Below are 13,481 nucleotides of genomic sequence, written 5' to 3' on the forward strand. Positions count from 1 at the left end.
ATGCGCGGTGAGATCGATTGCTTCGCTTCGCTCGCAATGACGGCGCATCGGCAACGGCCTCAACAAACAAAAATGGCCGGGACTTCGTCCCGGCCATTGTCGTCACCGATTTGTTCGATCGCTCACGCCTGGCTGGCGATCTCCTTGCCGAGCGCGGCCTGGGCCGCGGCGAGACGCGCGATCGGCACGCGATAGGGCGAGCACGAGACGTAATCGAGGCCGACCTCGTGGCAGAACGCCACCGACGCGGGATCGCCGCCGTGCTCGCCGCAGATGCCGACCTTGAGGCTCGGCCGCGTCTTGCGGCCGCGCGTCACGCCGATCCTGACCAGCTCGCCGACACCGTCGCGATCGACCGAGATGAACGGATCGATCTCGAGAATGCCCTTGGCGACATAGGTGCCGAGGAAGCTAGCGGCGTCGTCGCGGCTGATGCCGTAGGTGGTCTGCGTCAGATCGTTGGTGCCGAAGGAGAAGAACTCCGCGGTCTCCGCCACCTCGCCAGCCATCAGGCAGGCGCGCGGCAGCTCGATCATGGTGCCGACCTGGTAACTGAGCTTGGCGCCGGTTTCCTTCATCACCGCCTTGGCCATGGCATCGATCCGCGCCTTGACCAGATCGAACTCGGCCTTGGTCGCGATCAGCGGCACCATCACCTCGAGACCGACCGGCTTGCCGGTGCGCTTGCCGGCTTCGACCGCCGCCTCGAAGATCGCGCGCGCCTGCATCTCGGCGATTTCAGGATAGGCGATCGCGAGACGGCAGCCGCGGAAGCCGAGCATCGGGTTGAACTCGGACAGTTCGCGGGCGCGGTCGGCGAGCTTGCGCGGATCGGTGTTCATGGCGCGCGCCACTTCCTCGATCTCGGCCTGGGTGTGCGGCAGGAACTCATGCAGCGGCGGATCGAGCAAGCGGATCGTGACGGGCAGGCCCTTCATGATCTCGAACAGCTCGACGAAGTCGGCGCGCTGCATCGGCAACAGCTTCGACAGCGCGGCGCGGCGCGACTGCTCGTCCTCGGAGAGGATCATCTCGCGCACGGTGCGGATGCGGGTCTCCTCGAAGAACATGTGCTCGGTGCGGCACAGGCCGATGCCTTCGGCGCCGAACTTCACCGCGGTGCGCGCGTCGTCGGGCGTGTCGCCGTTGACGCGGACGCCGAGCTTGCGGACCTCGTCGGCCCAGCCCATCAGCGTGCCGAACTCGCCGGACAGTTCCGGCTCGATCATCGGCATGCGGCCGGCCAGCACCTGCCCGACCGAGCCGTCGATGGTGATGACGTCGCCGGTCTTGTAGGTGCGCGAGCCCACGCTCATGGTGCCGCGGCCGTAGTCGACACGGATGGTGCCGCAGCCGGAGACGCAGGGCTTGCCCATGCCGCGCGCGACCACCGCAGCATGCGACGTCATGCCGCCGCGGGTGGTCAGGATGCCTTCCGCGGCATGCATACCGTGGATGTCTTCCGGGCTGGTCTCGATGCGGACCAGGATCACCTTGCGGCCGTCGGCCTGCAGCTTGGCCGCTTCGTCCGACGAGAACACGATCTCGCCGGAGGCAGCACCGGGCGATGCCGGCAGGCCGGTCGCGATCACGTCGCGCTTGGCGGCGGGATCGATGGTCGGGTGCAGCAGCTGGTCCAGCGAAGCCGGATCAATCCGCGTCACCGCGTCCTTGCGCGAGATCAGGCCTTCATTGGCGAGCTCGACCGCGATGCGCAGCGCCGCCTTCGCGGTGCGCTTGCCGCCGCGGGTCTGCAGCATCCACAGCTTGCCCTGCTCGACCGTGAACTCCATGTCCTGCATATCGCGGTAGTGCTTCTCGAGCTGCGTGTAGATCCGCGTCAGCTCCTTGAAGGCGACCGGCATCGCGGCTTCCATCGACAGCTTGTCGGAGCCGGATTCCTGGCGCGCCTCCTCGGTGATGTCCTGCGGGGTGCGGATGCCGGCGACGACGTCCTCGCCCTGCGCGTTGATCAGGAACTCGCCGTACAGCTTGCTCTCGCCGGTCGAGGGGTTGCGGGTGAAGGCAACACCGGTCGCCGACGTCTCGCCCATGTTGCCGAACACCATCGCCTGCACGTTGACGGCGGTGCCCCAGGATTCCGGGATGTCGTGCAGCTTGCGGTAGGTCACCGCGCGCGCGTTCATCCAGGATGAGAACACCGCGCCGATCGCGCCCCACAGCTGGTCGTGCGGATCCTGCGGGAATTCGTGGCCGGTCTCCTTGGCGACCGCTTCCTTGTACTTGCCGACCAGCTCGACCCAGTCGTCGCCGGTGAGGTCGGTGTCGAGCGAATAGCCCTGGCCGTCCTTGAAGGTGTCGAGGATGTCCTCGAAATGATGATGCTCGAAGCCGAGCACCACGTCCGAATACATCGTGATGAAGCGGCGATAGCTGTCATAGGCGAAGCGGCGGTCACCGGAGAGCTCAGCGAGCGCTTCGACCGTGCGGTCGTTGAGGCCGAGATTGAGCACGGTGTCCATCATGCCCGGCATCGAGGCGCGCGCGCCCGAGCGGACCGAGACCAGCAGCGGATTCTTGGCATCGCCGAAGGTCTTGCCGGTCAGCTTGCCGACATAGTCGAGCGCCTTCTCAACCTGTGATTTCAGTTCCTTCGGATAGGTCTTGTCGTGGTCGTAGAAATAGGTGCAGACCGAGGTCGGGATGGTGAAGCCGGGAGGCACCGGAAGGCCGAGATTGGCCATTTCCGCCAAGTTGGCGCCCTTGCCGCCGAGCAGATCGCGCAGGGTCGCCTGGCCCTCGGCCTTGCCGTCGCCGAATGTATAGACCCACTTGCCGGCCTTGATCGCCGGCGGAGTCGCCTTTTTCGCGGCGGTAACGGCCTTTGCCGGCGCCTTGCTGGCGGGCTTTGCAGCCGGCTTCGCAGTCGATTTGGCGGCGGGTTTCGGCGCCGGCTTCGGGGCGCTCTTCTTCAGCGCCTTGCGCGCCGGAGCGGCCTTCCGGGCCGGTGCCGAGGACTTTGATTTCGCTGCAGTTTTCTCGGCAGTTTTCTTGGACTTCGCGACGGCTTTGGCCATGTCAGACAACAATCCGAAAAGAGGGGTCGAAGATGCGCGCCTTACACCATTTTGGGGGGTTCCGCGCAAGCCGCGAAACCCCGCTTTCCCGCTACAGGTGCAGCCAGCGCAGCAGGCCCATCCCCACGAGCCCGACGAAGATCAGGTAGATCGCGACGATGTAGTTGAGCAGCCGCGGCATGATCAGGATCAGGACGCCTGCAGCCAGGGCAACGATGGCAGGCAGATGCCCAGCGGTGATGGTCATTGAAGTGTTCTCCGGCAGTTTTTTGGAGGAGCGAATCGAGCGGCAGTTTATCCGCTGCGGGGGTTCCCACATCAAGACGCATGGCGCCGCAACAGGTTCCCGCAACCCACGAAAATTGCTCCAAATTGCCGCGTTTGTGGCGGCAGTTTTTCCGGAACATCACCGCCGCAGATGCATTGGCTCGCCGTGCGCATCGGCCAAGGCCGGCGCGCGCGTATAAGGAATGGAGCGAGCCATGCGAAACAGAATACTTGCCGTTGCAGCGGTTGCTGCTGCGATCACGGTGCCGGCTGTTGCCGCACAGGCCCAGACCGTCGGCGTTGTCCGCGGTGGCCCGCCGGTTGCAGTCGAGGATGACGAGGGCATTGCGATCGAGCAGCGCCCGGCATTCCGCGAATACATCGTGCGCGAGCGCGTGCCGAACTACACCGTTCCGGATCGCGTCGTGGTCGGCACCGTGCTGCCGGATGCCGGCGTAACTTATTACGACGTACCGCAACGATTCGGCGCGACGCCCTATCGCTACACCGTCGTGAATGGCGAGACCGTTCTGGTCGAGCCGCGTTCGCGACGGATCGTTCAGGTGGTCGAGTAGCTCAGCGTTAGCATGATCGCCTGAACGAACAGTCCGGGCGCCGCGCAAGCGGATGTGCGCGCAGATCGACCGGACCAGAAAGCCCCGCCCGGCCTCCCCACCGGGCGGGGTTCTTCTGTTGTAAAGCAAGATGGTGTCGTGCTGGATCGGTCTTGCGGCGGACTGGCTCACCTCTCCCGCTTGCGGGGTCGAGACGAGCGAAGCTCGCTCTTAGGTCGCATCGTATCGAAGATGCGATGCGGGTGGGGGCTCTCTCCGCGATGTGACTCGCGGAGAGAGCCCCCACCCCAACCCTCCCCCGCAAGCGGGAGAGGGGGCGAACCGCCTTCGCGGTGCTATTCGATCTAATCTCATCGTGTTCTAGTGTCGTCGCGACCTACGATTTCAGGATCGAGAGCAGCGTCGAGGTCGACTTGTAGTTCTTGATCGCAGCGTCCTGGAAATCCTGTGTCCAGTTGGCCGCCTGGCGTTCCTCTGCACTCATCGAGGAATATTGCTTGAGGATGCCGAGGCTGAATTGGCGCGGATCGCCGGCGGACTGGCTCTGCTTCAGCGCATCGAGCACGGCAAGACGGGTCCGCGTATTGAGTTCCTGCTTGGCGGCGAAGATCTCCTCGCCCGAAAACTTCTTGTCCTGGTTCAGCGAGATCGACGACAGCGAGCGGTTGTCGAGCGAGGACAGATCAGCGAGCTGTCCGGTCTTGCGTCTGGAATCGTACACCAGTTCCTTGCCGTTCTTCGCCGCCTCGCTCTTCTGCCGATCGAGGAAGGCGCGCGCATCGCTCGCCACGCTGCCGAAATCGCGTGGCTTACCCGTCGTGGGCGACGTCGTCCCCGCCAGCGCGGCCGCGATCGGGTCGCCTGAAATTCCCGTCGGCGCCTTGTTCGGATCCTGCTGCGTCGCCTGAACCCCGTTCAGCACCGCGGCGCGCTGATTGGCCCAGGTCGCGGTTGCCTTTTCCTCGTCGCTGGCGCCGTCGAGATAGTCGAGCGCCGACTTGTAGCTGACGCTGTAGTCGCCGGTCAGGCGGGTGGTCGCAAGCGACGGCGCCAAGGCCTTGTCGAAGCGCTGCTTCAGCTCGGTGGCGGCGACCGCCTGCTCGTCCGGGGTGAATTTGCCGCCATTATTGGTCGAGATCGCAAACAGCGAGCGGCGATCCAGGGTCGAGAGATCGATCGTGGTCTTGCCGTCGACGATCGGCTTCGTCACCCCCGCGGCCGTGTAGAGCCGGTCGAGCGTGACGCGCGCGTCATGGGTGACGGTCGCGAAATCCGGCAGCGGCGCCTTGGCCGGTATCTTGGCAAGCTGCGCACGGGCGGCATCCGACAGCGTGAGGTTGGTTGCAGCGCCAGGTGTCGCGGGCGCCGACAGGTCGCCGGCCGTGCCGTCGCCTGACAATGTCGACGCCAGCGAGGGCGTCGCGGCGGCCCGCGCATAGGCCGAGCCATATTGGGCGTAGGGATTGGGCGTGGTGCCGATCGAGGTCATCGGGGAGGTCCCTGCATTGGCGCGAGGGGCGATTTCTTAAGAAATCGTTGACTCGCCAGGACCCTCGCAGGGCATGGTTAATAAATTGCAAATTGTTTCAAAGTATTTCTAACGCGACACATCTCGCGGAGGCAGCCAGTTACCGGTCGACGACCCAGGCGTGGCGCCGCTGGGTGAAGACCGACTGCGACGGCGCGGGAAAATCGGGGTCGGCGAAGGCGCCGACCGCAACGCCGATCAGATCCGGCGCGCGAGCGGGCTCCCAATAGACCGACGATCCGCAATTCGGGCAGAAATGAAACACCACCGGAGAGCCGCTGCCGCCGATGCGGCTGTAGTCACGCGCCTCGCCCTGCGGAGCGACATCGGCGCGCGGAAAGAAGGCCGCGACGCCGTAGGTGCTGCCGGTCCGCTTCTGGCACTCCAGGCAATGACACAGTGATACCATGACAGGCTCGCCCCGACAGGTGATGCGGAGCTGTCCGCAGGCGCATGTCGCGAGCCGCGCCATCATCGCCTGCCCTTGCGTGCGACCAGCCGGTGAATGACCTTGCCGGACGAGGCGCTGACGACCTCAGCATCGAGCAGCAATTCGGCCGCCGCCAACTCAGCCCGCACCAGCGCGGTATCGAACGCCGCGTAGAGCCGGCCATGCCCATCGCGCGCGTCGTCACCTCTGGTGACGCGCCAGCTCAGATAGAAGATGCCGCCGGGCTTCACGATGTCGAACATGCGGCGCACCGACGGCGCTACAGCAACGTGATCGAGATGCATGATCACGGTCTCGCACAGCACATTGTCGAAACTGTCGGCGGCGATGCCGGACAGCTCGGGCAGTTCGGCGTGGATGAAGCGCAGCGCCGGGTAGCGGGTGCGCGCTTCCGCGAGCAGGCCCTCGGAGGCATCAAAGCCGTCGGCCGGGAAGCCATTGGCATTCAACCAGGCCACCTCGCGGCCGCTGCCGCAGCCGATATCGGCGGTCGCGCCGCCCTTGATGAAGAATTGCCCGACGATCTCCTGCAGATCGCGAGGTGCCGGCTGCTCGTGCCAGTCCTGCGCAAACGCCGCCGCCTCCTTGTCGTAAGCGGCGAGCGTTGCACGGTCCATTGGTCAGCCCTCGATCCGGGAGAAATCTGCCACCGCACGCGTCGCGGCACGGATCTCGTTGAGCAGCTTCAGGCGGTTTTCGCGCACCTTCGGGTCATCGTCGTTGACCTTGACCTTATCGAAGAACGCATCCACCGCCGGACGCAGCTTCGCCATCGCGCTCATCGCGCCGGCGAAGTCCTCCTTGGCGACGGCGGCGGAGGCCTCGGCCTTCACCTGGTCAATCGCCTTCGCCAAGGTTTTCTCTTCGTCGAGCTTGTAGAGCGCGGCGTCGGGCGCGCCGTCGAAGGTACGCTTGTCCTTCTTCTCCTCGATGGCGAGGATGTTGCTGGCGCGCTTGGTGCCCGCGAGCAGGTTCTTGCCGTCATCGCTGTCGAGGAATTTGCCGAGCGCCTCGACGCGGCGCACCACGAGCAGCAGATCGTCCTGGCCGCCGAGCGAGAACACGGCGTCGACGAGATCGTGACGCGCGCCCTGGTCGCGAAGCTGGACCTTCAGACGATCCGAGATGAAAGAGCTGACACCACCAGCGCTCCATGCATCAAACGCTGATTCAAGCGTGCCCCGGATCGTTTCGGCCGGCTTAGCCCACGCTTCGACGCCCGAGCGTACGTGTGAGTTGCCTTGCTCGATATAGCCGGCAACTGCGTGGCCTAAGACCTCAGCCAGATGAACGCGATGCTCATTCGCGATCAAGATTCGAATCACACCTAATGCCGCGCGTCGCAACGCGTACGGGTCCTTCGATCCGGTGGGCTTCTCATCAATCGCCCAGAATCCAACCAGCGTGTCGAGCTTGTCCGCCAGCGCCACCGCGACGCTCACCGGGTCGGTCGGCACGCGATCGGTCGGCCCCTGCGGCTTCCAGTGCTCCTCGCTCGCGGCAGCAACCGAGGCATCCTCGCCCTGCGCCAGCGCGTAGTACTTGCCCATCAGGCCCTGCAATTCGGGGAATTCGCCGACAACTTCGGTCAGCAAATCCGCCTTCGCCAGCCGCGCGGCGCGTTTGGTCTTCTCGACATCGGCGCCGACCAGCGGCGCGATCTCGGCGGCGAGGCGTTCGATCCGCTTGATGCGCGCAGCCTGCGTGCCGAGCTTCTCGTGGAACACGATCTGCTCGAACTTCGACAGCCGGTCTTCCAGTCTGGTCTTAAGATCGGTCTCGTAGAAGAACTTCGCGTCCGACAGCCGCGGGCGGATCACGCGCTCGTTGCCGGCGACGATGGTCTTGCCGCCGTCGGGGGCCTCGATGTTGGCGGTCAGCACGAACTTGTTGGTCAATTTCCCCGTCTTGGGATCCTTGACCACGAAGCACTTCTGGTTGTTGCGGATGGTGGCGCGAATCACTTCATCCGGGATCGACAAGAATTCCTTCTCGAACGATCCCATCATCACGACCGGCCATTCGACGAGTCCTGAAACCTCGTCGAGCAGCACCTGATCCTCGACCAACTCGAGGCCCTGCGCGAACGCCAGTTCCTTGGCGTCCTCGAGGATGATGTCCTTGCGCGCCTGCGGATCGAGGATCACCTTGGCGGCCTTCAACTTGGCCTCGTAGTCCTCGAAGCGGCGCACGCTGATCGCACCAGGTGCCATGAAGCGGTGGCCGTAGGTGGTCTGCCCGGCCTCGATGCCGTCGACCGAGAATTTCACGACATCAGGCTCTTCGGTCTCGAGCCCAAAAGTCGCGGTGATGGCGTGCAGCGGGCGCACCCAGGTGAGCGAGCCTGATTTCGCCGAACGCGCGCCCCAGCGCATCGATTTCGGCCAGGGGAAGGTGCGGATGATCACCGGGATCATCTCCGCGATCACGTCGATCGCGGCGCGGCCGGGTTTTTCGATCAGCGCGATGTAGAAATCGCCCTTCGCATCTTTCTGGATCTTGGCTTCGTCCAGCGACTTGAGACCGGTCGCTTTCAGAAAGCCCTGCACCGCCGCATCCGGGGCGCCGATCTTCGGGCCGCGACGCTCGCTCTTCAAATCGGGCTGGCGCGCGGGAATGCCGTGCACGGTCAGCGCGAGGCGGCGCGGGGTCGCGAACGCCTTGGCGCCTTCATAGACGAGGCCGTCGGCGACGAGCTTGTCCGTCACCATGCGGCGCAGATCGTCCGCCGCCTTGGCCTGCATGCGGGCGGGGATTTCTTCGGAGAACAGCTCGAGGAGAAGATCGGGCATCAGACCGCCCTGCCCGTTTCAGTGTGGATCCAAGCCTCGCCGCAGGCCTTCGCCAGATCGCGCACGCGGCCGATATAGCTCTGCCGCTCCGTCACCGAGATGACGCCGCGGGCGTCCAGCAGGTTGAACACGTGGCTCGCCTTGATGCATTGGTCGTAGGCCGGCAAGGCCATCAGATGTTCCTTTTGATTGCCTCCCTCACGCCAGCCGGCGGCGAGATATTTGCGGCAGGCCTCTTCCGCCATCCTGAACTGCTCGAACAGCATCGCGGTGTCGGCGTACTCGAAATTGTGCCGCGAATATTCCTGCTCGGCCTGCAGGAAGACGTCGCCATAGGTGACCTTCTCGGCGCCCTCGCGGCCGTTGAAGTTGAGGTCGTAGACGCGGTCGACGCCCTGCACATACATCGCGAGCCGCTCGAGCCCGTAGGTGAGTTCGCCCGCGACCGGCGCGCATTCGACGCCGGCGACCTGCTGGAAGTAGGTGAACTGCGACACCTCCATGCCGTCGCACCAGCATTCCCAACCCAAACCCCAGGCGCCCAAGGTCGGGCTCTCCCAGTCGTCCTCGACGAAGCGGATGTCATGGACGGCGGCGTCGATGCCGATCGCGGCCAGCGACTTCAGGTACAGGTCCTGAAGGTTCGGCGGCGACGGCTTCATGATCACCTGGAACTGGTAGTAGTGCTGCAGGCGGTTGGGATTTTCGCCGTAGCGACCGTCCTTGGGCCGCCGCGAGGGCTGCACATAGGCCGCGTTCCACGGCTTTGGCCCCAGGGCGCGCAACGTGGTCGCGGGATGGAAGGTGCCGGCGCCCATTTCCATGTCGTAGGGCTGCAGGATGACGCAACCCTGCTCGGCCCAGAATCGCTGGAGAGCCAGGATGAAGCCCTGGAACGAACGTTCCGGGCGCATGTGGTCAGGCAGGGCGTCCATCGTCAGTACAGGTCTCGCGAGGGGGTTTGAAGCGCGCGGGACCGTATCGGCGGCAGCCAATGGAATCAAGGCGATGGGAGTGCTGGGCGTCATTCCGGGATGGTCCGAAGGACCAGACCCGGAATCTCGAGATTCCGGGTTCTATGCTTCGCATAGTCCCGGAATGACGGGTGATATCTAGCCCGGGCGATAGGCCCCGGTCACGGGGTCGCGGCGCAGGGTCTTGATTTCGCTCGCACGCGACGCCTCGGCCACGCGGGACAATCGCGCCTCTTCCAGTTCCTGGTTGATCCGGACGGCTGTCTTGTATGCCCAGCGGACCACGGCCAGGCCACCCAGGACGCCTGCGAATGCAATCAGCGGCGGCATCGGTCGATCCTTGTCGTTCACGTCTGTCAGGCCCCCAATGGACGGTATTCTTGCGCAAGCCGGCCTGCGCCGCAATCGCGCTTTTGGGGCTAAATGGCGCGCTCAAATCCCCGTGTTCACAGCCCGAATCTGGCCCAAATCGCCCTTGTTTCAACCGCCGAGATCAAATCGTCCGGCAGGCTTGCCAGCCCGTCCAGCGCCGCCATCGAGCCCGCGCCGGGCGCCCGCCGGCCGAGCAGGCCGGACAGCATGCCGCTCGCGGGCGCGATGACCGGGGTCAGCACCTTCTCGCCATAGCGGGCCCGCAGCGTCGCGCGCAGGTCGCCGATGCCGTCGGCAAGCCCGAGCCCGATCGCGGTCTCGCCGGCCCAGTACTCGCCGGTGAACAACTCGTCGTCGGGTCCCTTCAGGCGGCTGCCGCGGCTCTGTTTCACCAGCGCAATGAAGATCGCATGGATCTCGCGTTGGATCGACTTCAGCCGGGCGACGTCGTCGGGGTTTTCGGGAAGAAACGGATCGAGCATCGCCTTGTGCGCGCCCGCCGTATAGAGCCGCCGCTCGACCCCGATCTTCTTGATCAGCCCCTCGAGGCCGAAGCTGCCGCCGACCACGCCGATCGAACCCAGGATCGAGGACGGGTCGCAATAGATCTCGTCGCCCGCGCAGGCGATCATGTAACCGCCGGAGGCCGCAACGTCCTCGATGAACACCAGCACCGGCAGCTTCTTCTCGGCAGCTAGTTGCCGGATCCGCAGATAGATCTGCCGCGACTGCACCGGCGAGCCGCCCGGCGAATTGATCACCAGCGCCACTGCCTTGGCATTCCGGGTGCCAAAGGCGCGCTCCAGCACCTTGGCGACGCCGGCGAGCGACATGCCGGGCCGCAGCGGCGTCACCGCGCCGATCACGCCCGACAGCCGCACCACCGGCACGACGGACATGCCGCGCCGGAAACGTGCCGGCAACATTCCCTGCACGCGTTCGAGCCATCCCGAACGTCCTCCAGAATGTCCTTGGCGATCACTTAATTGTTCACTCATGCCGTTACCTCGGATTAACCACTTCTTATCACGCCAGTGTCATTGGATTTCGTGGAACGCGTTTTGCATTTTGTCATTGGGGCTGCAATGCGCGGGCGGAGAGGGACCCATGAAGATCTACCTGCTGATTTTGCTGATCGGGACGCTCCTCACGGCGATCCACTTCACATCCAGGCCGGATCGCCAGTCGGAAACGGCCCCGCAGTAACTTTGTGCCAGTGACGATGCGGGCAGAGCGACTGCCCGCTAACGCCGCGCCAGCGGCAATTCTCCCTTCCCAGCCAAGATCTCCTGCACCCATTTATTGGGCACACCTGACTCTTCATTGAGCAACAGCGCGGCATGCAGCCGCGTCGGCGCCCGGCCCCCCTTGGTGGCCCGTACCAGGATTCGGATCGCCGGCGAGGCTGCCTCGCCATGAACCGGCAGGATCTCGAGGCTGCCGAAGCCGCGGTCCAGCGCGGCCAGCACCTCGGCGATCCCGTCGGCCCGCCAGATCATTGCAAGCCTTCCGTTCGACCTCAAAATCCGCCGCGCGACGTGAACCCAGCTAGCCAGCGTGGTCGCAGTCGCGACATGGGCGCGCTGCCGCACGCCGTCCGGCGAGGCGCGATGCCTGGTGGAATCGTTGAACGGCGGGTTCATCAGCACGACGTCGGCACTGTCGGGTCCAAGGCCCGCGTCGTCGAACGCTGAAGCGCCGGCCTCGATATCGAGCACGATTACCTCGGCCTTGATCGCGTTGGCGCCGGCGTTATTCCGGGCAAGCTCGGCCAATGCAGGGTCGATTTCGACCAGAACCAGATCGATCCCCCCCACCCGCCTTGCCACCGCCAGTCCGGCGGCGCCGACGCCGGAGCCGAGATCGACGACCCGGTCGCCTGATCGCGCCGGCGTTGATGCTGCCAGCAGGATCGCGTCATGGCCGGCGCGGTGGCCGCTGCGCGGCTGCCGCAGCCGCAATTGCCCGCCGAGGAATCCGTCTTCGGTGATCTCGGCCGCGGAAGACTGGTTTTTTGACGCGCTTTCTTGACGCGAACCGGGGCCCACTTCGCTTGAAAACGCCCTGGTCATTCGGCCCGCAATTCGTGGCCCAGGCCGGCATCGGTCAGGAGCTGGCGGGCCTCGTGGTTGTCGTCCTCGTGCACCAGGATCCGCCGCGGCAGCACGCCGAGCGAGCCCTCGATGATGCTCATGTTCTGGTCCAGCACCAGATGATGGATGTTAGCGCTGTCGAGCAGCGCGCCGACGGCGGAGACCAGCACCACGTCATTGGTCCGTACCAATTCCCGCAAAACCCACTCTCCTCTCCGCCCGGCTGTGCGGCCAATGCGTCACATGTCAACAACTTCGAGGCCTTGCCGCACACCTTCGCAGTTTCTATTGTTATAGCTGAGCTAGTGCGAATTCGGCAAAATTGGAGACCAGCGTGGCGGTTATTGTACCCTTCGAAAGCCCGTCCAATGCTTCGATCGACGGGCTGGTGGGACTTGTCGCCGCCGACATGGAGCGCGTCAACGCGACCATCCTTTCGCGGACCGGCTCCGAGGTCACCATGATCCCCGAGGTCGCCAATCATTTGATCTCCTCCGGCGGCAAGCGGCTGCGCCCGATGCTGACCCTGGCGATGGCCCAGCTCGCCGACTATTCCGGCGACGGCCATATCAAGCTCGCCGCCGCGGTCGAGTTCATGCACACCGCGACCCTGCTGCATGACGACGTGGTCGACGAGAGCGAGCTGCGCCGCGGCAAATTGTCCGCGCGGATGCTGTGGGGCAACGAGGCCAGCGTGCTGGTCGGCGACTTCCTGCTCGGCCAGGCATTCCGGATGATGGTCGAGGTCGGCTCGCTGCGCGCGCTCGACATCCTCTCCGCGGCCGCCGCCACCATCGCCGAGGGCGAGGTGATGCAGCTTGCCGCCGCCAAGAACACCGCGACCACCGAGGACGAGTATCTCGCCGTGATCCGCGGCAAGACGGCGGAGCTGTTCGCTGCGGCCTGCGAGGTCGGCCCTGTGATCGCCAACCGGCCCAAGGCCGAGCAGACCGCGTGCCGCTCGGTCGGCATGAATCTCGGCATCGCCTTCCAGCTCGTCGACGACGTGCTCGACTATGGCGGCAAATCCGCAAAACTCGGCAAGAATGTCGGCGACGATTTCCGCGAGGGCAAGATCACGCTTCCGGTGGTGCTCGCCTTCCGCCGCGGCAACGACACCGAGCGCCAGTTCTGGATCCGCGCACTGGAGCGCGGCGAGATCGGATCAGCCGATCTCGATCACGCGATCGGGCTGATGACCAAGCACCGCGCGCTGGAGGACACCATCAGCCGCGCCCAGCACTACGGCGCAATGGCAGTCGACGCGCTGGCGCTATTCCCGTCCTCGCCGATGAAGACGGCGCTGGAACAGGTCGTCGCGTTCTGCCTCGCACGTTCGCATTAGGTCGCGCCTCACCCACAACTGTCGTCCCGGCGAAGGCCGGGACCCA

13 protein-coding genes are annotated in these 13,481 nt (G+C 65.0%); 2 read left to right on the top strand and 11 right to left on the bottom strand.

Going from position 1 to position 13,481, the window contains the following annotated elements; all coding sequences use genetic code 11:
* Positions 1-122 precede the first annotated feature (122 nt).
* Both ppdK and CO675_RS29040 read right to left on the bottom strand, forming a co-directional pair.
* Positions 123-3,038, bottom strand: coding sequence for a pyruvate, phosphate dikinase (gene ppdK / locus CO675_RS29035; RefSeq protein WP_198964781.1), 2,916 nt, complete (start codon positions 3,036-3,038; stop codon positions 123-125).
* A gap of 91 nt (positions 3,039-3,129) precedes the next feature.
* Positions 3,130-3,285, bottom strand: a complete 156-nt coding sequence (locus tag CO675_RS29040; protein WP_021080009.1) for a DUF3096 domain-containing protein — start codon at positions 3,283-3,285, stop codon at positions 3,130-3,132.
* Between the two features lie 235 nt (positions 3,286-3,520).
* Here CO675_RS29040 and CO675_RS29045 point away from each other — a divergent pair, with 235 nt between their 5' ends.
* Positions 3,521-3,880 carry a DUF1236 domain-containing protein gene (locus CO675_RS29045; RefSeq protein WP_097675302.1) on the top strand — a complete coding sequence of 120 codons (360 nt, stop codon included), beginning with the start codon at positions 3,521-3,523 and terminating at the stop codon, positions 3,878-3,880.
* Positions 3,881-4,256: 376 nt separating this feature from the next.
* Here the strand turns inward: CO675_RS29045 and CO675_RS29050 are convergent, their stop codons facing one another.
* The 9 genes from CO675_RS29050 to CO675_RS29090 form a co-directional block, all read right to left on the bottom strand.
* Positions 4,257-5,369: a hypothetical protein gene (locus CO675_RS29050; RefSeq protein ID WP_097675212.1), complete on the bottom strand. Its 1,113-nt coding sequence runs from the start codon at positions 5,367-5,369 to the stop codon at positions 4,257-4,259.
* 139 nt (positions 5,370-5,508) lie between these two features.
* Positions 5,509-5,817, bottom strand: coding sequence for a GFA family protein (locus tag CO675_RS29055; RefSeq protein WP_349644040.1), 309 nt, complete (start codon positions 5,815-5,817; stop codon positions 5,509-5,511).
* Positions 5,818-5,879: 62 nt separating this feature from the next.
* The gene (locus CO675_RS29060) at positions 5,880-6,476 is read right to left on the bottom strand and encodes a class I SAM-dependent methyltransferase (RefSeq protein ID WP_097675214.1); all 597 of its coding nucleotides are present in this window, start codon (positions 6,474-6,476) and stop codon (positions 5,880-5,882) included.
* Between the two features lie 3 nt (positions 6,477-6,479).
* Complete coding sequence (gene glyS, locus CO675_RS29065; RefSeq protein WP_097675215.1) at positions 6,480-8,651, bottom strand: glycine--tRNA ligase subunit beta; 2,172 nt, start codon at positions 8,649-8,651, stop codon at positions 6,480-6,482.
* On the bottom strand, positions 8,651-9,586 hold the full coding sequence (locus tag CO675_RS29070) for a glycine--tRNA ligase subunit alpha (protein WP_097675216.1): 936 nt from the start codon (positions 9,584-9,586) through the stop codon (positions 8,651-8,653). The genes glyS and CO675_RS29070 overlap by 1 nt, the downstream gene beginning before the upstream one ends.
* A gap of 177 nt (positions 9,587-9,763) precedes the next feature.
* Complete coding sequence (locus CO675_RS29075) at positions 9,764-9,955, bottom strand: hypothetical protein (protein WP_021080015.1); 192 nt, start codon at positions 9,953-9,955, stop codon at positions 9,764-9,766.
* 116 nt (positions 9,956-10,071) lie between these two features.
* Complete coding sequence (locus tag CO675_RS29080) at positions 10,072-10,995, bottom strand: S49 family peptidase (RefSeq protein ID WP_097675217.1); 924 nt, start codon at positions 10,993-10,995, stop codon at positions 10,072-10,074.
* A gap of 246 nt (positions 10,996-11,241) precedes the next feature.
* Entirely contained in the window at positions 11,242-12,069 is an 828-nt protein-coding gene (locus CO675_RS29085; protein ID WP_097675218.1) for a tRNA1(Val) (adenine(37)-N6)-methyltransferase, read from the bottom strand.
* Positions 12,066-12,290: a putative signal transducing protein gene (locus CO675_RS29090; protein WP_097675219.1), complete on the bottom strand. Its 225-nt coding sequence runs from the start codon at positions 12,288-12,290 to the stop codon at positions 12,066-12,068. Before CO675_RS29090 ends, CO675_RS29085 begins: the two co-directional genes overlap by 4 nt.
* Positions 12,291-12,424: 134 nt before the next feature.
* Here CO675_RS29090 and CO675_RS29095 point away from each other — a divergent pair, with 134 nt between their 5' ends.
* Entirely contained in the window at positions 12,425-13,435 is a 1,011-nt protein-coding gene (locus CO675_RS29095) for a polyprenyl synthetase family protein (protein WP_097675303.1), read from the top strand.
* The last annotated feature ends 46 nt before the right edge of the window (positions 13,436-13,481 follow it).

This window comes from Bradyrhizobium sp. C9 (assembly GCF_002532045.1).
Taxonomy (GTDB): Bacteria; Pseudomonadota; Alphaproteobacteria; order Rhizobiales; family Xanthobacteraceae; genus Bradyrhizobium.